General features: G+C 51.1%; 20 protein-coding genes. 11 read left to right on the top strand and 9 right to left on the bottom strand.

Features of this window, described 5'->3' with window-relative positions:
* Nucleotides 1-37 precede the first annotated feature (37 nt).
* Together ACAN56_RS15515 and ACAN56_RS15510 are read left to right on the top strand one after the other, a co-directional pair.
* Nucleotides 38-778, top strand: coding sequence for a glycosyltransferase family 2 protein (locus tag ACAN56_RS15515; RefSeq protein ID WP_038586282.1), 741 nt, complete (start codon nt 38-40; stop codon nt 776-778).
* Complete coding sequence (locus tag ACAN56_RS15510) at nt 775-1491, top strand: glycosyltransferase family 2 protein (RefSeq protein WP_379143951.1); 717 nt, start codon at nt 775-777, stop codon at nt 1489-1491. The genes ACAN56_RS15515 and ACAN56_RS15510 overlap by 4 nt, the downstream gene beginning before the upstream one ends.
* A gap of 109 nt (nt 1492-1600) precedes the next feature.
* Here ACAN56_RS15510 and ACAN56_RS15505 read toward each other — a convergent pair whose 3' ends face one another.
* From ACAN56_RS15505 to ACAN56_RS15490, 4 genes are all read right to left on the bottom strand, one after another.
* Complete coding sequence (locus tag ACAN56_RS15505; RefSeq protein ID WP_379143948.1) at nt 1601-2599, bottom strand: Gfo/Idh/MocA family protein; 999 nt, start codon at nt 2597-2599, stop codon at nt 1601-1603.
* An 83-nt stretch (nt 2600-2682) separates the two neighbouring features.
* Nucleotides 2683-3033, bottom strand: a complete 351-nt coding sequence (locus tag ACAN56_RS15500) for a DUF1648 domain-containing protein (RefSeq protein WP_038586275.1) — start codon at nt 3031-3033, stop codon at nt 2683-2685.
* Between the two features lie 49 nt (nt 3034-3082).
* The gene (locus tag ACAN56_RS15495) at nt 3083-3304 is read right to left on the bottom strand and encodes a phosphoribosyl-ATP pyrophosphohydrolase (protein WP_379143946.1); all 222 of its coding nucleotides are present in this window, start codon (nt 3302-3304) and stop codon (nt 3083-3085) included.
* 63 nt (nt 3305-3367) lie between these two features.
* Nucleotides 3368-3757 carry a (deoxy)nucleoside triphosphate pyrophosphohydrolase gene (locus ACAN56_RS15490; RefSeq protein ID WP_379143944.1) on the bottom strand — a complete coding sequence of 130 codons (390 nt, stop codon included), beginning with the start codon at nt 3755-3757 and terminating at the stop codon, nt 3368-3370.
* A gap of 120 nt (nt 3758-3877) precedes the next feature.
* On the opposite strand from ACAN56_RS15490, the gene ACAN56_RS15485 reads away from it, so the two are divergent.
* Nucleotides 3878-5995 (top strand): peptidoglycan D,D-transpeptidase FtsI family protein, encoded by a 2118-nt coding sequence (locus ACAN56_RS15485; RefSeq protein ID WP_379143942.1) that lies wholly within the window; start codon nt 3878-3880, stop codon nt 5993-5995.
* Nucleotides 5996-6429: 434 nt separating this feature from the next.
* On the opposite strand, the gene ACAN56_RS15480 is transcribed toward ACAN56_RS15485, so the two are convergent.
* Entirely contained in the window at nt 6430-7164 is a 735-nt protein-coding gene (locus ACAN56_RS15480) for a YceI family protein (protein WP_379143940.1), read from the bottom strand.
* A 190-nt stretch (nt 7165-7354) separates the two neighbouring features.
* On the opposite strand from ACAN56_RS15480, the gene ACAN56_RS15475 reads away from it, so the two are divergent.
* The 3 genes from ACAN56_RS15475 to ACAN56_RS15465 all read left to right on the top strand — a co-directional run bounded on the left by ACAN56_RS15475 (nt 7355) and on the right by ACAN56_RS15465 (nt 10010).
* Nucleotides 7355-8035, top strand: coding sequence for a response regulator transcription factor (locus ACAN56_RS15475; RefSeq protein WP_038586258.1), 681 nt, complete (start codon nt 7355-7357; stop codon nt 8033-8035).
* On the top strand, nt 8023-9423 hold the full coding sequence (locus ACAN56_RS15470; protein WP_379143937.1) for an ATP-binding protein: 1401 nt from the start codon (nt 8023-8025) through the stop codon (nt 9421-9423). Before ACAN56_RS15475 ends, ACAN56_RS15470 begins: the two co-directional genes overlap by 13 nt.
* Nucleotides 9424-9512: 89 nt before the next feature.
* The gene (locus ACAN56_RS15465) at nt 9513-10010 is read left to right on the top strand and encodes a hypothetical protein (RefSeq protein WP_379143935.1); all 498 of its coding nucleotides are present in this window, start codon (nt 9513-9515) and stop codon (nt 10008-10010) included.
* Between the two features lie 119 nt (nt 10011-10129).
* Here ACAN56_RS15465 and ACAN56_RS15460 read toward each other — a convergent pair whose 3' ends face one another.
* A complete protein-coding gene (locus tag ACAN56_RS15460) occupies nt 10130-11053 on the bottom strand; it encodes a DUF6612 family protein (protein ID WP_379143933.1) in 924 nt (307 codons plus the stop codon).
* Nucleotides 11054-11306: 253 nt separating this feature from the next.
* Between ACAN56_RS15460 and ACAN56_RS15455 the strand changes: the two genes are divergently transcribed.
* Nucleotides 11307-12764, top strand: a complete 1458-nt coding sequence (locus ACAN56_RS15455) for an amidase family protein (RefSeq protein ID WP_379143931.1) — start codon at nt 11307-11309, stop codon at nt 12762-12764.
* Nucleotides 12765-12776: 12 nt separating this feature from the next.
* Here ACAN56_RS15455 and ACAN56_RS15450 read toward each other — a convergent pair whose 3' ends face one another.
* Together ACAN56_RS15450 and ACAN56_RS15445 are read right to left on the bottom strand one after the other, a co-directional pair.
* Entirely contained in the window at nt 12777-13094 is a 318-nt protein-coding gene (locus tag ACAN56_RS15450) for a YciI family protein (protein ID WP_379143929.1), read from the bottom strand.
* A gap of 13 nt (nt 13095-13107) precedes the next feature.
* Entirely contained in the window at nt 13108-13665 is a 558-nt protein-coding gene (locus ACAN56_RS15445) for an SLOG family protein (protein WP_379143927.1), read from the bottom strand.
* Nucleotides 13666-13924: 259 nt separating this feature from the next.
* Here ACAN56_RS15445 and ACAN56_RS15440 point away from each other — a divergent pair, with 259 nt between their 5' ends.
* From ACAN56_RS15440 to ACAN56_RS15430, 3 genes are read left to right on the top strand one after another with little or no spacing between them, the layout of a single operon-like run.
* Entirely contained in the window at nt 13925-15577 is a 1653-nt protein-coding gene (locus ACAN56_RS15440; protein ID WP_379143924.1) for a spore germination protein, read from the top strand.
* Between the two features lie 25 nt (nt 15578-15602).
* Entirely contained in the window at nt 15603-16706 is a 1104-nt protein-coding gene (locus ACAN56_RS15435; RefSeq protein WP_038586241.1) for a GerAB/ArcD/ProY family transporter, read from the top strand.
* Nucleotides 16699-17892 carry a Ger(x)C family spore germination protein gene (locus ACAN56_RS15430; protein WP_038586238.1) on the top strand — a complete coding sequence of 398 codons (1194 nt, stop codon included), beginning with the start codon at nt 16699-16701 and terminating at the stop codon, nt 17890-17892. Before ACAN56_RS15435 ends, ACAN56_RS15430 begins: the two co-directional genes overlap by 8 nt.
* Nucleotides 17893-18065: 173 nt before the next feature.
* On the opposite strand, the gene ACAN56_RS15425 is transcribed toward ACAN56_RS15430, so the two are convergent.
* The gene (locus ACAN56_RS15425) at nt 18066-20096 is read right to left on the bottom strand and encodes a beta-galactosidase (RefSeq protein WP_379143921.1); all 2031 of its coding nucleotides are present in this window, start codon (nt 20094-20096) and stop codon (nt 18066-18068) included.
* A gap of 119 nt (nt 20097-20215) precedes the next feature.
* On the opposite strand from ACAN56_RS15425, the gene ACAN56_RS15420 reads away from it, so the two are divergent.
* Nucleotides 20216-21052: an AraC family transcriptional regulator gene (locus tag ACAN56_RS15420; RefSeq protein WP_379143919.1), complete on the top strand. Its 837-nt coding sequence runs from the start codon at nt 20216-20218 to the stop codon at nt 21050-21052.
* Nucleotides 21053-21131: the final 79 nt, after the last annotated feature.

Raw genomic sequence — 21131 nt, 5'->3', positions numbered from 1 at the left:
ATAGTAAAGGAAGATTACGGATAAAGGGAGCGATGTAATGGAAGCCGGTGCCGCAGGCTCTTTAAACAAGCAGGGAGTTTCCATTATCACCTGCACGAACCGCCAAGGTTATTTGCGTAACTTGTTTAATAATTTCAATAGACAGAAATACCGGACAAAAGAACTTATCATCATCGTGAACAACAATAAGATTCCGCTTGATTCCTACTATAAGCAGGCCAAAAAGCTCCGCAATGTACACATTTTCCGCATCCCTGCCTCTACCTCTCTCGGCGCTTGTCTAAACTTCGCTGTGCGGAAGGCGAAATACAGCTATATTGCCAAATTTGATGATGATGATTATTACGCCCCCTATTATTTGACGGATAGTTTGCAGGCCTTGCGCAGAACAAAAGCCGACGTAATTGGCAAGCGGTCGCATTATATGTATCTGCAGGGCTCCAAAACACTGATTCTCCGCTTTCCACATGATGAGAACCGGCCCGTAAGCAAACTCCCGGGAGCTACTCTTTTCATTAAGCGCAACGTATTAAGCAAAGTGAAATTTCCGGATCGAAACGTTGGGGAAGACGATCTATTTTGCATCAGGAGCAAAAAAATGGGCTACAAGGTGTATTCCGCAGGAAAATACAACTTTGTCGCCATCCGCCGGAAAAACTCCTCCAATCATACCTGGATCATCAGCGATAAAGAACTGATTGCTCATCATAAAACAATTCCGTCTGTAAAGAATTACAAAAAGTTTGTGCAGAAAAAGCCAAAGGATATCCGCTCATGATTTCCCCATATCTTGCTTACGAGAAGGATGCGGTTTCGATCATTACGTGCACCAAACGGAGACAAAATATGGACACCCTTTTCCACAATTACGACAGACAGAATTACAGGAATAAAGAGCTGATCGTGATCTTGAATCATCCAAGCCTGAAGCTAAGCGATTATATCAGGGCCGCGTTGCCATATCCTAATGTGAGGGTGTATAGCCTGCCCGGGCATGTCTCGCTGGGTTCCTGCCTGAATTATGGCGTGAAAATGGCCAGATACGGGCTGATTGCCAAATTTGACGATGATGATTATTACGCCCCTGGTTATCTGTCCGGCAGCCGCCGCAGCATGGTGGATACCAATGCCGATATTGTCGGCAAACGCGCCCACTTCATGTACCTGAACGGTAAAAAGCTGCTCCTGCTCCGTTATCCCAAACGGGCTGATCAATATGTTTCTCAGGTACAAGGGGCAACCTTACTCATCAAGCGCGCTGTTTTGGAGCAGGTGGATTTTCCAGATCTAAACCGGAATGAGTGCGTGAAGTTCTGCTCCCGCTGCCTCAGCAAAGGATTTAAAATCTACGCGGGAGGTCCTTACAATTTCCTGGCGATCCGCAGAAGGAACTCCAAAGATCATACCTGGATAATAAGTGATAGCTCTTTGCTCAAGGGAAATATGAAGGTACTGAAGGTGCGGGATGTCAAAAAGTATATTTGCCGATAATCTTTCGGTATATAGGAACGCTCCGATCCGCCTCCCGATATACAGCGGCCCCCGGAGTGATGTGAACATTCTCCGGGGGCCGCCAATCTGTTATAACAGCATTGCTCTCTTATTCACCAGGATACTTAAGTCCCCATTGTCCACGGACCTGATCCAGCAGCTTCATGATGGCTACGGACTCATCGAGCGTCATCACCGGGCTTTCCGTAAGTCCGGCCTGGAGACAACGTCCCACTTCCTCGGCTTCAAAGGAATATCCGATCGAGGTACGGTCATCCTCAAAGGTCTCGACCAGCTCACCGCCGATGTAAAGCTCAGCTGACCTAGGATTCACCAGTGTTCCTTTGACAAGGATATGACCTTCTGTCCCGAATACATGGGCTTCCTCCAGCATTTTGAGACGGATACCGCCATTCAGTGAAGCGCTTTTGCCGTCGCCATAGGACAGCAGCAGCGAGAAATGCTCATCTACCCCGGTATCACCGATATGCACGGTGCTGGAGATGGTTTCTGGATGAGGCCCAAAGACCATTGAAGCAAATGAAATCGGATAGATGCCGACATCCAGCAGTGCACCGCCGCCGAGCGCCGGGTTCAGCAGACGTCCTTCCGGATTCCAGTCGGAACGAAAGCCGAGATCTGCCTTCACCAGACGAACATCACCGATCCTTCCGGAAGATAACCATTCTCTGACCTTGACGTTCGCAGGAATGTAGCGGCTCCACATGGCTTCCATCAGGAACAGCTTCTGCTCGCGGGCATACGCCACAATTTCTTCCAATTCACTGCTGTTCACGGTGAAGGGTTTCTCGCACAGCACGGCTTTGCCGGCGCGCAGCGCAAGCAGCACATTGTCCTTATGGAACGGATGAGGTGTGCCAATATAGATGGCGTCCACTTCCGGATCGCTCACCAAATCTTCGTAAGTGGCATAGGCCACGGGGATGCCGTGATTTTTGGCGAATTCATCAGCGCTTGCCTGCGTACGTGATCCCACGGCATAAGCGGTCCCATTGCTGGCATGAGCCAGGTCTGTAGCAAACTGGTGGGCAATCCAGCCCGTGCTGAGAATGCCCCATTTTACTTTGTAAGCGTTATCTACTGACACTAATATCTCCTCCTTGGGACTATTGCTAGTCCCTTTGATTCTATCAAACTGCGCTTCTCCTGTAAAAGAGTTAGGGGTGTCCCCTAGGCCATAGCAAGCAGCGCACATATACTAGTCACGGAGCACCCCACTGTCACAAGCAGCGTTGCCGCATTCCAGGTCCGGTGCACAACAGCGAGATTCTCAATGTAGCTGCGCATGAACACTTTTCGCAGCAGCCAATGCAGCAGCCGGATAAACACAAAACCGCACCAGCCGAACAAACTGATCAGCAGCACCTCGTAGCTCCCTTTGTCTACAAACCGGTCAACTACATCCCCATCATAGTGAATTGGCACAAAATCCGGCATCCGCGGGTAAAGGTAGATGTATAACACAATGGGTATAATTGCAGAAATAATACATAGCGTAAAAGTCACTTTCTTTTTGAACATGGGATGTACCTCCTCACCAAAAATCATGCGGCAACTCCCTCATTGTCCGCTAGTGTGCTTCCTCCAGCTGCAGCAGCAAAATCCGTTCCTTAAATGCTCCGCGGCGCTCCGCCTTCTCTGCACGAATGTTCTCCAGAACTTCGCTGTCCGCTCCATGAGTTTGTGCCAAAGCGCGGATGACCTCCAGCATATCGGCCAGCTCCTCCAGTGCATGCTCATCGCTCGCGGCCTTGAAGTACTCCGCCGTTTCTTCGCGCAACTTCGCGCGCAAATATTCTATGTATTCTTGGGGTTCCAGTACTCCCTTTCAATTATATATCGGCTCAGATCAGCATCAGCAGGACTCTTCCAGCAATCTTTCTACAAAAGGAACATCGGCCGGAGCAAAAACAAAACTCTCCAGTTCAGCAGGCAGCACCCAGCTGTACTCATCATGATCGCTGAGACTGATCTCCCCTTCCAGAAACTCCGCTTTCCAGGCAATCAGCATGATCTGTACACTGCCATAGTTATGCTCATTGACCCCGTAAGCCCCGGTGGGACGTATGGTGATATTCAACTCCTCCATCAGCTCTCTTCGCAGACACTGCGGGACATCTTCGCCGGCCTCCAGCTTGCCGCCGGGGAATTCCCACAATCCGGCCTGCGACTTGCCCTGCCGCCTGCGGGCAATCAATATCTGCCCTTCTTTATTATGTATAATCGCCGCCGCTACTTCAATCATCGATTTGTCCTCCTTATAGGAATCTGTTTTTTTACTAGATGGTATATTGTGGTACAATATGGTAAAGTCTGATTTTCATTCAATAATCTATCTGCACTTAATCTGTAGGGGAGGCTGCATGTGAAGTCTATTTTCAAATCGGATTCTTTATCTGATGACCAAAAAACGAACCAGTCGCTTAGTCTGCGCATCAATGTGTTTTTCTTCAGCACGTTTATTATATTCTGCATTATTATTGTCCGTCTTGCCATTCTACAGTTTGTCGAAGGACCTACCCTCAAAGATGAGGAAACAAGCAGGGATACGAAAAGTGTACCGCTTGCTTCAATCAGAGGGACTATTTATGCCCAGGCTGGAGAGAAACTGGCCTATTCGACGTCGGTGCAGACCTTATATTTTACTTTAACAAAAGAATATTCCGAAACCTCGACGGACAAGAAGACCAAAAAAACTGCCCGTACTCCAGAGGCCGTCGCCAAGGCAGACCGTCTTGCAGCCGATCTTGCAGCTGATTTCGCAACACATGGGGCCAAGGTACCTAAAGATGAAGTACTAACCAAAGAAGCAGTGCTGAAAGCGATGGACCTGGATTCCAAAGTTTATTCCGGCTTTATGCTGCGTCCGATCAAACGCGGTCTGACAAATAAAGAAGTGGCCTACTTCATGGAGCACAAGGACAAATACCCCAATCTCACGGTAAGTGAAGAGGATGAACGTCATTATGACAAGGATACGGTAGCTTCACAAACGATTGGATATATCAAGCCGTTCAAAAAAACGGACATGGATATTTATAGAAATATCCTGGCGGCGATGAAAAATGAGGGAGACCCCGGTCTGGCTTACAGGGACGATGAGTTCGTCGGGTACGACGGTCTTGAACTCCAGTATCAAAGAGAGCTGCGCGGGCGCAACGGATATCTGATGGTAGGCGTTAATGCACAGAACATAGCCGAAGGCATTGAGGAAGTGGTTCCACCCGTCAAAGGTAATGACCTGTGGACCACGATCAACAAAAATATTCAACTGAAGACAGAACAGGCTATCTTGGATCAGATTGAATGGGTGCACAGAAATCCGGTACAGGGAAAGGTTCATCCCGACGCCAAGACCGGCTACGCTGTTGCCATGGAAGTCGATACCGGTAATATTGTAGCTATGGCCAGCATGCCTGATTATGACACCAATCTGTGGACTAAAGGAACCATGCCGGATGAGCTGTGGAACAAGATGATGCTTAACTATCGTAACGGCACTATTTCGCCGATTGCATCAGGCCGGTCCGGACACAACTTCGATTCGACAGTCTTCCTGGGCTCCGTCATCAAACCGCTGACCGTATTGATCGGCCTGAACGAAGGTTTCATTACGACAAACACGACCTACACGGACAAAGGCAGCGCGACCTTCGGCAGAGCCGGACACGAAACAACCGTCCGCAATGCCGGCGGTCATGCTTACGGATACTTTAGTTCCCCTGCCAAAGCGATTGAGAAATCCTCCAACGTATTTATGATCGATATGATTGGCAAAGAGCTTTATAAGAAATATGGTGCAAAAGGTGTCAAGGTCTGGGATAAATATATGAAGGAATTCGGCCTCGGTGTATCTACAAAAAGCGGACTACCCAATGAATATCTCGGACAGATCAACTATACCGATACCAAGGCTGCCGGTAGTGACCAGGCTGCGCTGGTGTATGCTTCCTTCGGACAGCAAGGACGCTACACGGTGCTGCAGCTCGCCCAATACGTAACGACACTGGCGAACGAAGGAGTGCGGATCAAGCCGCAGCTGGTCAGCAAAATCACCGATGCCAAGGGCAACGTGGTTAAACAGTTCAAACGCGAGGTACTGGATGAAGTAACAACCTTTAATAAATCTTACTGGAATGAAATCAAAAAGGGTATGAACAGTGATGTTACTGCATTTAATGATTTCCCTTATGACTTTGCCCGCAAAACGGGAACCTCACAGCAGCTGGGTAAAGGAGAATTGCGTGATAACGGGGTATTTATTGCCTATGCTCCGCGCGAGAATCCTAAGCTTGCTGTAGCGGTTGTTATTCCGGAGGGCGGGTTCGGCTCCAGCAGTGCCGCACCGGTCGCCCGCAAAATTTTTGACGCGTACGATTGGGAATATGGCCTGGACGGCATACCAAAGAAGAACATTCCCCCTAAGGAAGATGCGGCTGACAAGACCGCCAGCGATGGAGAAGCAGCGGAAGACGGGCATTAGTCAGAGCAGCCCGTCCTGACATCCGTAACGCAATGGCCGGGCCGTTAAGACCGATTCAAAGGTAGCAATACCTTTGATTGAGCGGTTTCCACGCAGAATGGCCAATTCAAAGGTAGTAATACCTTTGATTGAGCGGGATCCGCGTGGTTTCCAGCTTTTACGCCGCTCCGCTGGAGGGCTGCACGCCGGGTTCCAGCACTCGCCGCTTCGGACGATGCAAATTTCCGGGATAGAATAAGTGACTCTCAAAGTTTGAGAACTTGTTCGTGCCCCTCCTCTTCTTAAAGCTAATTGTGTTTGAACCACAAACAAAGAGCAGGGTTTCTCCAATAACGGGAGAAACCCTGCTCTTTTCCTTTTACAGCCCTGCACTGAAGTGGACTTCCACTTATAAAAGCGATAGGCACAAACAGTCGTGATAGACTCTGTATATTCTATTTAGTAAGCGTAAGTTCCAGGCGTACTTCGAGATTGTTCTCCGTATCCAATACGATGGAATGTGGACTTACCATGCCGAAATCCTCAAATGTTACGGTTGTTGTTCCCGACAGCAGAAGCTGTCCTCCGCTGTATACGGCCTGTGACTGGAAAGTCACGTCCTTCTCAATCCCTTTGACCGTAAGTGTCCCTTGCATCTCTACGGGTACTGCGGTGCCTTCCGTCCATTCTGCCGGCAGTTCAGAGAACGACTTCACGGTGAAGGTCGACTGCGGGAACTGCGTTACCGCGAGGTAATCATCGCTTTTGACATGCTCATCTCTTTGAGTATTTTCGGAATCCAGCGCGCTCATCTCCAGAGTCCCTTCCCCGGTCATTGCGGCGGCATCCTCAAGATTCACATTCCAGGTTCCCTGCACCTTTTCGTTCACAAAATTCACTGTCTCTTTGGAGGTCGTCACCGACCAATAGACTTTGGAAGTGTCGGCAATACTCCAGGCACCGTTCAATTGTTCCGCTGTAACAGCAGCACCGGAAGCTGTTTCTCCACTCGCATTTGCATTTGCGTTCGCGGCAGCCGTGCCCGCACTATTCGTTCCCTGTTCCTGTGCAGGAATAACAGACTCGATTTCAACGTTATTGCCCAAGCTCTTGTTCAAGAAGGCAAAGGCCGTAACAGCTCCGATGATAACGACTCCTGTGGCAATCCAGACCCATGTTTTTTTGTTCATCCTTATTCCCTCCATCCATTTTCTATGCGCCCTGTTAGGCTTGTTTCCCATTCTAACAAAGCAATATGTCGGGAATAAGTCAAAGCACATGCCTGCACAATGTGGTAAACTTGTCGTAAATTTTAATTAAACTGCAGCCGCTGTCCGTATGGCAGTCAACCTGCCGGACATGTTCAAGGAGGCACTAGATATGAAGTCGATTCTAATTGTTGAAGATGAGGAAGCCATTGCCCGGGTGCTTAGTGCCTATCTCAAAAAAGCCGGCTTCCACGTAACCCGCGCCGCCGACGGACGCGCCGCGCTGGAAGCCTTTGAAGTTTCCCCTCCCGCACTGATCCTGCTCGACATTATGCTGCCGAACATGGACGGCTTCGAGCTGCTTGGCCTGATCCGCGAGAAGAGCAGCTGCCCTGTCATCATGCTGACAGCCCGGGACGGCATCAATGACCGGCTGGCCGGACTGGACGGCGGCGCCGACGATTATATGTCCAAGCCCTTTATCCCGGAAGAAGTAGTGGCCCGCGTAAATGCGGTGCTGCGCCGCCCTTCCCAGTGGTCTGACGGCAGCCGCAAACGCCATTTCGGCAGCCTGTTCATCGACTTTTCGGCACGCAGCCTCTTCCTGAACGGTGCCGAGGTCAACCTCAGCCCGCGCGACATGTCGGTGATGTTATTTTTGGCTGAACGCCCGAATCAAATTTGCACTAGAGAACAGCTGATTGAGCAGGTATGGGAAATGGACTATGAGGGCAGCGACCGTGCCGTAGATCTATCGATCAAAAGACTGCGCCAGGCACTCTCGCACTGGCCGGCGGATGAAGGGGAGATTCGCACGCTCAGAGGAACGGGGTATCAATTATGGACAACCTGAAGAAACGCACCTCCATCCTCTTCTATTGGACTGTCCGCTACCTGCTGATTATCAGCATCGGATTGCTGCTCACCGCACTCGTCACTTTCTGGTGGATTCAGCAGGAAGCGATGAACAACCGCATGCAGACCTCCGGTCTGCTGGCCCAGGAGATCGCCGACCGCAGTGTCGGCACGGACGGAAACATGAACATCAGTCCGACTCTGAGCAAGCTCGTTGAGGACCGCAAGCGCTTCTTCAAATTAACGGTGGAAATGTGTGTGATCATCACAGATAAAGAGGGACAGCTGCTGTTCTCTGAGCCGCCGCTCAGCGAGGAAGCGATGCGGCATAAGCTCAATGATACGTTAAACGATTCCCGCAGCCCGGAGTTCAAGGCTGCTGTCGCCCAAATCCAAGGAGACGGTGAAGCGCTGGGGCAGGTCATTGTCCTGCAGTCCAAACGTTCCCTGCGCCATATCCCGAAGGAAGAGATTACCTTCTTCTTGATTCTCGTTGTCTTTCTGATCATCTTAAGCTGGCTGACCATCTATCTCCTCTCCAGCAAGCTGGCCAAACCGATTCAGAAAGTGGCTGCCGCCGCCGCACAAATCAGCGGCGGCCAGTATAACATTGTTCTGGAGACAGGGGCTAAGGAAAGGGAGATTCACGAGCTGCTGATGTCCTTTCAGGAGATGGCGGGAAAGCTGCAGCAATTCGAGCAGTCGCGCGCGGTCATGCTGGCCGGAGTCTCCCATGAGCTGAAGACACCGGTCACTTCGATCAAAGGGCTGGTCCATGCCGTCCGTGAAGGTGTGGTTGAAGGGGAGGAAGCCGGGGAATTCCTTGATATCGCTTTGCTGGAAGCAAGCCGATTGCAGCGTATGGTCGCTGACCTGCTCGACTACAACGCCCTGACTGCCGGTATTGTCGCCGTCCGCCACGACAGGCTGGATGCTGTTCCGCTGCTCGAGGAAATCATCTATCAATGGAAGCTGACACAGAGCGCAGATGTCAACGAACCTCTGCTGCACATGCCGGAGAAATCCCTGTTCCTGCGGGGTGATCCGCTGCGCATCCAGCAGATTATCGTCAATTTATTGAATAACAGCGTGCAGGCCAAGAAACCGGGAAGCAGCCTCCAGCTCACCATCGGCCTCTTATTGGCTCCAGCCGGACACGCCAAGATTACTGTGGCGGACAATGGAACAGGGATTACGCCGGATAACAGAGACAAGGTCTTCGAAGCCTTCTTCCGCAGCAACGACAAACAAAGCACGCTGCGCGGACTGGGCCTCGGTCTGACCTTCAGCCGTTTGCTCGCCGAAGCAATGGGCGGAACACTGGTGCTGGGCAGCGGCCAGGAACAAGGCTGCCGCTTCGTGCTGACACTGCCGCTGGCGCCCTGACACCCTGACACGAGCCTGTGCAAGAAGTAGTCCGGCGCTCCTCCACATGGTATAATCACTTACAATAAACCGTGAACCGGAGGCTGTATATGCTTACTTTTGAACAAAAATTAGCTATTCTTGATTCCTACCCCCAGCTTGAACGACGCAATGTATCGCTTGGGCGGGTGAATTATCACTACGAGCAGAGCCGCCATGAGAAGAAAACTGTCGCTTCCCACCTGCATCCTAACGGTAATGGCTACGTGTTCGCCGGGCTCCTGCGGGGCTACGAAAGTGATGACAAAGGTCTTGTGAATATCCGCGACTATTCGGAGTCCGAGCTGCGCGAGCTGCTGGATGCGTCGATCACTTCTTTGTCCATGTATATCCCGGAAGTCCCTGCACAGGGCAAAAAGAAAAAGAAAATTGCCACAGTTGCCGATACCCTTTGGGTTAATGGAGACGGACATACCTTAAGCCTGAAGCTGGAGGAAGATCTCTGGTACCTCTACGCCGGGCTTCAGCTCGAGATGGCCTTCGAGACGATCCAGGAAGCTGAAGAGTATCTGGCGGAAGAAGGTTTTGTCCCTGTCCCGGCGGAATAGACATATATTCGCCCCTATTTAATCAAAATAAAGCAAAGCCCGGAAAGGTCCTTATGACCTTTGCCGGGCTTTGTTTTGTCTTGCGATTGTTATTATTTACTCTTTTGCAGCCGCGGTTGTTACTTTGATGCTGCTGTTGCTGAAGGCGTCTGTATTTCCTTTGCCTGCAAAGCTTCCTTCGGGACCTCGATCGCCTTGATTTCATTATGCTGCCCGATCTCATTTTTCATCTTCATATCTATGCTGATTTTCTGGCTGTCGGCGGTCATATCCATGACCATATCCACATCCGTGCGGGTGGGCAGGTATGTTTTTTGATTAACTCCATAGACGATTGTCATACTCTTAATGTCCATCTGATCCATTAAAGCCGTCATTTGCGGGTCCGCGCTGCCGCTCTGGTTCATATAGCTTTTCGCCAGTTCCTTCACATTGTCCCCTGATACCTCAGCGGTTAGAACGTAATCCTCACCATCCTCGGTGACCTTCGTAAATTCTGTGATGGACTTAAATTGTTCCAGCTGCTTCTCCGGACTGGCCGATTGCTGCATAGCAGACATTACTTGCTCAGTCATTTCAGCAGGCATTTTTATCCACTGTCCGTTGGCCAAGCTAAAGGAACCGGCATCAGTAATGTACTGCTCCATCTTTTGCTCTCCTTGCCCCGCCAGACTTATCTGGATCACCTGATGCATTTGCAGCGGGTCTTTCATATATTCTGATTTCATGGTCATTTCAACGTTTTGATCCTGGGTCGTCTCCCCTTGGGTCATGCTCATCTTCTGTGAAATCTGCGATTCCATCGCAAAGCTCTTCAGTTCCTGGCTTGCATCTGCCGTCTTCTGAATAAGCTCTTCTACAGTGGGAGTCCCCTCATTTGCAGTTTGCTCCGCAGCCGCCTTCTCTGTTGCTTCCGGTGCCGGAGCAGCAGTGGCGGATGCTTCGGCAGCATTCGTTGATTTTTCGGCAGCCTCATTGTTGCCACAGGCCGACAGGCTGACTGCCAGCGTTACTCCTAGTACGAATGTTGTCCATTTTCTCAAGATGTTGTCCTCCTAAATTTTTGTGCGCGTTACCTCACTGAATTGGCTTCGTACAAAACTCACTTCGCAAGCATACGCTAAAGTTTGGTTAGCATTCATTACCCAACATCTGGAACTCTCTAATCACCCTATCAAAAACAACCCGAAATCCGCATGCCCCGGGAGTCGTAAAAAGAACGCTGTCAAGACACGGCAAACTATGGTTAGATGAAGGAGAACGACAAACCAAAGAGAGAAAGAAGCGTGAACCTGTATGAGTTTTGAAATCGTAGAGGCTACAATAACGGAGATTCAAACTGCGCTTGCTGCCGGAGAGATCACTTCGAAGCAGCTGGTGCTCATGTATCTTGAACGCATTGCCGACCATGACAAAAATGGCCTGACGATCAACTCCGTGCTGGAGATCAATCCGGATGCACTGTTCATCGCAGAATCTCTGGATGTAGAACGTTCGCAGCAGGGTCCCCGGGGGCCGATGCACGGCATACCGGTCTTACTGAAGGACAATATCAATACAGGGGATAAAATGCATACCAGTGCGGGATCGCTGGCTTTGGCGGATTCTTTTGCCGGGGAGGATGCCTATATCGTTACTAAACTGCGGGAAGCCGGGGCTGTTATTCTGGGAAAAGCCAACATGACCGAATTCGCCAATTTCATGACGAACGGCATGCCTTCGGGCTACAGCTCCCGGGGCGGACAGGTACTGAACCCTTATAACATATCCACACCGACAGGCGGCTCCAGCGCCGGTTCTGCGGTTGCGGTAGCCTGCAGCTTCTGCACAGTGTCCGTAGGAACGGAGACCTCCGGCTCCATCCTCAACCCCGGTAATCTCGGCTCGATCATCGGGATTAAGCCGACCGTAGGCATGATCAGCCGCTCGGGCATCCTCCCGCTGTCCAATACACAGGATACTGCAGGACCTATGGCAAGAACCGTCCGCGATGCCGTACTGCTGCTGAATGCAATGCTCGGGAAGGATAGCGGCGATGCCGCCATGGGAACAAGCGCAGGCAGACTGCATGAAGATTATACTGCCTTCCTCGACCCAAACGGGCTGCAGGGGGCACGCATTGGGATTCCGCGGGATTATTATTTCGAAGAATTAACGGAAGAGCAGCTGGCATTGTTCAACGCTTCCGTGGAGAGAATGCGTGAGCTTGGAGCGACAATTATCGACCCGGCTGAGATTAAGACCGCACGCGAGATCAAATATTCCTCCGTTGTGCTGAATGAATTCAAAACCTCCATCAATGCCTATCTAGCCCGCCTGGGTCCAGGCGTTCCGATGCGCACGCTGAAGAACATTATCGACTTCAATCATGCCCATCCGGTCGAGACGCTAAGGTTCGGGCAAGCCACGCTGATTGATGCTGAATACACCTCTTCCGGCACCTTGACGGAACCGCAATACCTGCGCGACCGCGCCACTGACCTTAAGCTCTGCAAGGAACAGGGTATCGACGCCACCATGAGCGAGCACCGGCTGGATGCTCTGCTGTTCCCGGCCGACTTCGGTGCGCGGATTACCTCAAGAGCGGGATATCCGTCCATCGTCGTGCCTTCCGGCTATACATCGGCCGGCGCCCCCTTCGGCGTTACCTTCTCGGCACAGGCCTACCAGGAGCCTATGCTGATCAAGCTGGCTTATGCGTACGAGCAGAATTACAAGGTCCGTAAAGCGCCTTCGCTGCGCAGCTTTATCTAACCGGCACTTTCGTTAATCCGCAGCTATGCCCATATGCTTGTTGCCTTCATGCGACAGGTCCCAGGTGCGCAGCTCGTAGCTGCGGACGCCCGAGAGGATGTAGGGGTCTCGTTCGGCAATGGCCACTGCTTCTTCGCGCGATTCCGCGCGGATAATAACCATCCCGCCAGGAGCATCGCTGAACGGACCGCACATCACGAGCTGCCCGCTGCGTTCCAGCTCCTGCAGATGGCGCACATGACCCCGTATAATTTCCATATCCCTGCGGTCCTGTTCGGTCGGGCTTAACAGAATGACATAACAAATATCCTCTTCATAAACAAAATTCATTGGCATTGCCTCCTCATTCATATTCACGTTGATTTTCTTCATCTGCGATATTCTGGATTTCCTCGGCATGCATCAGGAACAGGCCATAATCCCCCTCCGCATGCAGCTTCAATGCCCGCTCCTTAAAATACTTCGGGCTTCCTTCGGCAGCGTCCTCATCATAGAAGAGCAGAATGCCGTCGCTTTTGCGGAACAGCAGATCATCCCTGGCCCGGAATTGCCAGCTTCCGTCATAAGGAGCATTGCTTACAGCCCCGTAGTAATCCGCTCCGGCAATGATCCGCCGGTATTCATTCTGCTTCTCCTCCTTCCATTTCTCTTCCGGTGCGGCATGGGCTGTAATAATGCCCAGCTTCAGTCCGGGATACTGCACTTTCAGCTCAAGCACCACCTCACATGCCCAAAGATCCACTCCGTATTGTCCGGGCGTAATGATCCATTCCAGCCCCTCTTCAATGAGGGGAATCAACCGTCCTGCAAGTGCTTTTTTGATATAGGGAATGCCTTGATGTTTGCTGTCAAAAATACCGAGCTCATGCGCACGGTACCCTGTTACCAGTAAGGTTTTCATCTGCTGCCTCTTTCCTGAACGGGTAATCTTGATGCTCCTCTTTATTATGCATTATACAACATTCCCCACCGCTAATTCCTTCCCGGAAATGTACTGGCAAACAGCGAATTGAATCTTCCTGAAGACATGGGTGCGCTCCTAAAATCAGAGGCATCCGTTTATTGTTTAATAATATTTTTACAGAAATGACTAAACCGCAGCAAACTTTGGAAAACTTCATTTACATAGTTGTTTACTCTTAGAGCTGGGGGTGATTTCATTGCTCGCATCGATCTTATCCTACATCCCGGACTGGGGAGTTTTTTATCAGGCTGGAATTGCTCTGCTGGTCCCCATAATTGCCAGCCGTCTATACAAAACCTTGCATTCCTATGTAGGCAGCGGAAGAGGACCGCAGGCCTCAGGCAACGGGAATAGAGCACAATCAGATACCTCCCTGCCGCAGACCGCCCCTCCCGCAGCGGCCTTCAGCGGAAATTTCGCCGCCGACCTTCACTTCATTAAGGAGGCTATCGGCGGAAACAGTGATCTCCACTTCAGGGAGTTCACGCTAACGAAGCTGCAGGCCAAAGGAGTGCTTATGTATGTGGACGGCATGCAGAACGACAGGCTGCTTAATTTGAAGATGATGCAGTTTCTAATGTTTGAGGCCACCGCCGAATCCTTGTCCGCCTCCGGCATCGCCGAACATCTGCTGCCCTTCAGCAATTTGCGCGAAGCCAGTAATCTGGAAGATCTCAACAAATCCGTCCTGTTCGGACATGCCGCTCTGCTGATTGAAGGAATGCCGAAGGGATTGCTGATCCAACTTCCGGGAGGCCCGAACCGTGCGATAGCAGAACCTGTCTCAGAAGCACTGCTGCGCGGACCACGACTCGGCTTCTCCGAGGTGCTGAGCGAGAATACCTCCATGCTGCGCCGCCAGGGGTTCAGTGACCAGCTTGAATTGAAGACGTACCGGGCTGGCAGCAGCGTTCAAAGGGATTTGGTAGTTGCCTACATCAAGGATATTGTCAATCCGGAGCTGCTGGAGGAAGTACAGACCCGTATTTCCAAAATAGACATCGACTTTCTCGCTGAATCGGGGTATATCGAGCAGTTGATTGAAGACAACTACCTAAGTCCTTTCCAGCAGGTCCAGAGTACCGAGCGACCTGACAGAGTTATAACTGCCCTGCTGGAAGGCCGCATCGCCATTCTTCTGGACGGGACGCCTTTCGCGCTGATTGTGCCGGTTACATTCAGTATGCTGCTGCAATCTCCGGAGGACTATTATGACCGGTGGCTGCCGGGATCATTTCTGCGGATGCTGCGTTTCTCCGCCGCATTTATGGCACTCATGGCTCCATCCCTTTACATTTCCTTCATTTCATTTCATCCGGGGCTTATTCCTACGGAGCTGGCGATCACGATTATCAAGACCCGGCAAGGTGTGCCCTTCCCTTCACTGATCGAGGTGCTGATTTTGGAGATATCGATTGAAATTTTACGGGAGGCCGGGATCAGGCTGCCCAAACCCATCGGCCCGGCGATGGGCATCGTCGGCGGCCTGATTATTGGCGATGCAGCTGTGAATGCAGGGATTGTCAGCCCATTCCTGGTCATTGTCGTTGCGGTCACTGCCATATCCTCTTTCTCTATTCCGATGTACAGCGCCGGGATTACCTTACGGCTTCTCCGTTTTGCCGGAATGATATTTGCCGCCATTCTCGGCATGTTCGGCACGATCCTGTTTTTCCTGCTCATCTGCAGCCATCTTACCAGGCTTAAGAGCTTCGGAGTGCCCTACCTGACGCCGGTATCGCCGTTTCGCCCAAGAGATTGGAAGGATTTATTCTTCCGTGTGCCGCTCGCAATGATGAAACGCAGACCTGCCATGATGAAAACAAAAAACAGCAAACGGAGGTCATGATCACATTTAAGAAGGGGGCCGTACAATGTTTACTCGTTCAGACGATAAAATCACCGCTTCACAGGCTGCTGTGTTCCTGAACAATACCGTGCTTGGCGCCGGGATCCTTACGCTGCCGCGAAGTGTGAGTCAAAGTGTGAAGACACCGGATTCCTGGCTGTCCGTGCTGCTGGGTGGTGTGATTGTTATGGCGGTAATTGTACTGATGGTGAAGATCAGCCAGCAGTTTCCCGGAAAAACGATTTTTCAATATGCCGGAAAGATCATTGGCCGGGTTCCTGGAGGTATTCTATGTCTGCTTCTGATTATCTATTTCTTAATCATCGGAGGGTTTGAAATCCGCTCGCTCGCGGAGGTAACACTGTTTTTCCTGCTGGAAGGCACCCCGACATGGGCGATCATCCTTCCCTTTATCTGGGTCGGCACCTATCTCGTGTACGGCGGCATTAATTCCATTTCCAGAGTCTTTCAAATCGTGTTTCCGATCAGCATCATGATTCTGCTCATTTCTTACGCTTTCAGCCTCAATCTTTTTGATATTAATCATTTGCGCCCGGTCCTCGGCAGCGGGATTCTTCCCGTGCTCAGCGGCCTGAAGTCAACAGTGCTTGTCTTTACAGGCTGTGAAGTCGTCATGACACTTGTGGCGTTCATGCAGAATCCCCGGCAGGCGCTAAAAGCGATGCTGGTGGGAATCGGCATCCCGCTATTCTTGTATCTTCTGACGGTAGTTATGGTCATCGGAGGCCTCTCGATAGATTCTGCTATTACAAGCACCTGGCCCACCATTGATCTCATTCGAAGCTTTGAAATCACGGGATTTTTCTTCGAACGCATGGAATTTCCGCTCATGGTGATCTGGCTGATGCAAATGTTCTGCAACTTCAGCAGCTTCTTCTTTCAGGCCTCTCTGGGCATCTCCCAAATCTTCCGGGTTTCCATGCATCCGGTTATTTTCGCGCTTGTTCCGGTCATTTTCATTTCCGCTATGGTGCCTAAGTCTATTAATGATCTGTTTACCCTTGGCGATGCTATCGGCAAAATGGGAATCGTACTGTTCTTTTTGCTGCCGGTACTACTCTCGGTCATTTGGCTTATTCGCACGAAAGGATTGAAGCAGCATGTGTAAGCGGACTCTTCCCCTCATCCTCTGCACGCTCCTGCTTCTGGTTACGCAGACAGGATGCTGGAGCAGCAGAGAAATTGAAGACCTGGCGCTGTATTCAGGCCTTTCCTTGGACACGGGCAAGCTCACTCCCACAGAACAAACGCTGGAGGAGCAAGGCGGCACCTATTCCAAGCAGAACTTGATTACAGTAACGTTACAGATTGTTCCGGTGAAATCGACAGGTACAATGGCAAAACAGGCGAGCCAGCAGACCGCCCCCTATGTCAATCTATCGGGAACCGGCGACTCCGTGCTTGAGATTTTCCGCCAATTCTCCATTCGCAACGAACGTCCGATCATCGGGCACCATCTCAAGGTCATTATAGTATCAACTGATCTGCTCAAGCGGCAGAAGATGGATCAACTTATGGACTTTGTGCTCCGCGACAACGATATCCGTCCGAGTACAATGGTTTTTATCAGTGAAGGCCGCGCAGATGCCTCGCTCATCTCCAAGCGATCCGGTGAAATCCCTTCCTTTCACATCAAAGAAATGATCAGCAATCAATTCAGGACAAGCAAGGTGATGCATCCGGTCATTCTGTCACAACTGGATGCACTCATGCACTCCAAAAGGAGTTATGCGCTGCAGAACCTCATTTCAGCGGATGGCGATACGGAGTTTTCGGGTGCTGGAATTATTAAAGGGGATACAGGACACTGGATCGGCGCCTTATCACAGGAGGATACGGAGTGCCTCTCCTGGCTCACTAATAAGGGCACAAGCGGTGCGATCAAAGCCTATGATTGGGACAACGAGCCAATGACCTACGAAATGAAGGCAATGAAGAGCAAAATCAAAGCCATGGTAGACGGGGACGACATTTCATTTGAAGTCTCTATTCGTACCGAGGGTCGACTGATAGAAACCTGGAACAATGACAGTTATTCTACTTCAGCTGTGTATTCGGAAAAAGTCGGCCGCGTATTTCAGGAGAAGCTGGCGCAGATGATGCAAAAGCTGATACAGAAGCTGCAAAGTGATTATAAAGCGGATGTCGCCGGCTTCGGCGAGATGCTCAGCATCCAACATCCTGCGGAATGGAAAAAGGTTAAGGATCATTGGGACGATACATTCAGCAAGTCGAAGATAAGTTTCAAATATGACTTGAAAATAACGGACTTCGGTTCTTTTACTGAAGAGTAAACATGGGGTTTCAATATGCTGACCCGAGCCGCGCAAAGGCAAAAACAGCAGAGCAGCGATTCTCCCGTAAGGGGTGAACTGCTGCTCTGCTGTTTTTTACAGTGTGAAAATAACCAGGACTGCCTCATGAATAGAAATATCCACTTTGGAGACAGCCCTTATTGCACTCTCGTTTAGTTCTTGTCAGACAAAATCAGGACGCCACGGCCCGGAACAACAGCGGAGCCGCTGAAGGTTTTGCCGGTCAGCAGGTCGGTGCGTTCAGCTGCGCCGATGTCTGCACTAAGATCGCCTTCTTTGTGGTTCAGCAGGAATAGATAGGACACGCCATCTTTTACACGCTGAACGGATTCAATGCCCTCAGGCGCGCTTACCAGCGGCTTAATGCCGTTCTCTTTGCACAGATTGGCAAGGAATCCTTGCAGGAATCCAACTTCAGGACTGCTGGCCACATAATAGGCCTTGCCTTCACCAAAGCTGTTCACAGTCAATACCGGCATGCCTTTGTAGAAGTCTGAGCCGTACTGCGCCAGTACCTCGGCACCTTCCGAGTGAATCAGATCGCATAGCAGATCGCATTTGTAGGAACCGCTTAACATTCCCCATTCCTTGTTCATCACGATCTCATTGCTCATTCCCGGCAGCAGGGCATCAATTTCCTCGGCCCAGATGCCAAGCACCTTGCGCAGTTCTCCAGGATAGCCGCCCACCGTAACCAGATCATTTTCGTTCACGATGCCGCTGAAATAAGTGGTAATGAATGTGCCGCCAGCCTTAACAAAGGCCTCAACCTTCTCGGCAAATCCCGGCTTGATCATATACAGCACCGGTGCGATTACAATCTTGTACTTGGACAGGTTCTCTTCAACGCCAATCATATCGGCTTCGATATTCTGCTGGTACAGTGCGTCATAATATTTGTGCACTTCGTTAACATAGTCCAGTGCTACGGATGGTCCGCTCGATAGATCAAGCGCCCAACGGTTTTCCCAGTCGTAAATAATACCGATCTGCGCCTGGCTGCGTGCATCCAGCAGTTGATCGCCAAGCTGCTCCAGCTCTTTGCCAAGCTCAGCGCATTCGCGGAAGACCCGGGTATGCTCATGTCCCACATGCTCGATAACCGCGCCATGATACTTCTCGCAAGCGCCGATGGACCGGCGGAGCTGGAAGAACAGGACGGTGTCAGCACCGCGCGCTACAGCCTGATAGCTCCACAGGCGCATTACGCCCGGGCGCTTCAGGGAGTTGTACGGCTGCCAGTTCTGCTGGCTTGGCGTTTGCTCCATCAGCATGAAGGGCTGGCCGTTCTTGAGGCCGCGCATCAGGTCATGCGTCATGGCCGTGTGGCTGACCGGTGTATCCAGCGATGGATAGTTGTCCCAGGAGATCACGTCCAGATGTTTGGCCCATTCGAAATAATCGAGTTCCGGATAGAAGCCCATCAGGTTGGTAGTAACAGGGATGTTGGTACTATGCTCCTTGATGGCATCGTATTCAATCTTGTAGCATTCCAGCAGGCTGTACGACATAAATCTGCGGTAATCGAGGGAAATCCCCTGGAAGTTGGTGCGGTTGCCGTTCCATTCTTCGCTGAGTTCGTTCGGAACGACAATTTCTTCCCAGTCATAGAAGGTGTGCCCCCAGAAACGGGTGTTCCAGGCTTTGTTCAAGCCATCCAGGGAACCGTAGCGTTCCTTCAGCCAGACACGGAACGCAGCGGCGGACTGCTCGGAATAGTCATAGCCGCCGTACTCATTGGAAATATGCCATGCGACAAGACCCGGATGATCCTTGTAGCGCTCAGCCTGCTTGCCTGCCAGTTTAGCCGCATATTTGCGGTATACCGCACTGTTCGGATTGGAGTTATGCCGGCCGCCGAACTTGCGTTTTCTGCCCTGTACATCGACGCGGGTCACTTCGGGATAACGGTGAGCCATCCAGGCCGGATGTGCCCCGGTTCCTGTTGCCAGACATACATAGGTTCCATTCTTATATAAGCGGTCCATTAATTTATCCAGGCCGGAGAAATCATAAGTGTCTTCCGACGGCTGAATCAGTGCCCAGGAGAATACATTAATTGTCGCGACATCAATTCCCGCGAGTTTGAACATCCGTTCATCCTCAGCCCATACCGGGGCATCCCACTGCTCGGGATTATAATCTCCACCGTACCAAATCTTTGGCAATTTATCGTTGATCACACTTCGCACATCCTTTATAGTATAAGTATATATTTATTCTAAACGGTTAATGAGTCGCTTTAAATATAAAAAATAAGGTCCATACATATAATAATATGGAACTACGGGAGATGATGATTGTGCCAGCGACAGCGGTACGCAGAATTGTGTTTGCCCAGGAGGGCGGACAGCAGTTACCCATTACTCTGGACAGTATGGGCTTTAACCCCGATCAGGAAAAAGTATCCCGCCCCGAAGGCTACGACACCTATCACTGGCTGCAGACGGCCCAGGGTGAAGGCATTATATATTTTGAGAACAAAAAAATCACGCTCTCCGAAGGCAGCGGCGTTCTGCTGCTGCCCGGAACTCCGCACCGCTATGAATCGCTCACTCCACATCTATGGTGCACCTATTATCTCACCTTCGGCGGCAGCTCAGCCCGGCACATCCTGGAGTCGCTGGGCATGAGCGCCAATTCCTTCTACCGGTGGGAAAGCGAAGCCCCGCTTCCTCATATGCTGAAGGAGATGCTTGACCGCCATGACGCTTCGGACGACATGTTCAGCCTGGGCGTCTCCACCGACGCTTACCGCTTCCTGCTTACCTTGAGCAAATACGGCCGGCTGCATAACAATACTTCCATTTCCCGCAATGTGGACAAGCTGCAGCCGCTGCTGAAATGGATGGATGTCCATTATGGCGATCCCGATATCGGACTTTATGATCTCGCGTCCCAGCTTGAGGTATCCGGCCGTTATCTTAACAGCCTGTTTCTGCAGACCTTTGGCCTGTCTCCCTACGCCTATTTCGTCCGCCTGCGTATCCGCAAGAGCAAGGAACTGCTTGTCACCCAGCCTGACCTGACGGTAAAAGCTATCTCAAAGCTGGTTGGCTTCCGCGATGTCAGCCACTTCGTGGCCACCTTCCGCAAGCAGTCGGCGACTACACCGGAGCAATTTAGGAAGCTCCACTAACAGCTAACAAGCTCGAAGTGCTATTGGTAAACTGGTGAGGCGCGGGAGGAGATTTTTAGTCACTCCGAGGAACGTCTGA

Source organism: Paenibacillus paludis, assembly GCF_042610515.1.
Classification (GTDB): Bacteria; Bacillota; Bacilli; order Paenibacillales; family Paenibacillaceae; genus Paenibacillus_AQ.
This window is presented reverse-complemented; position numbering and strand designations above follow the sequence as displayed.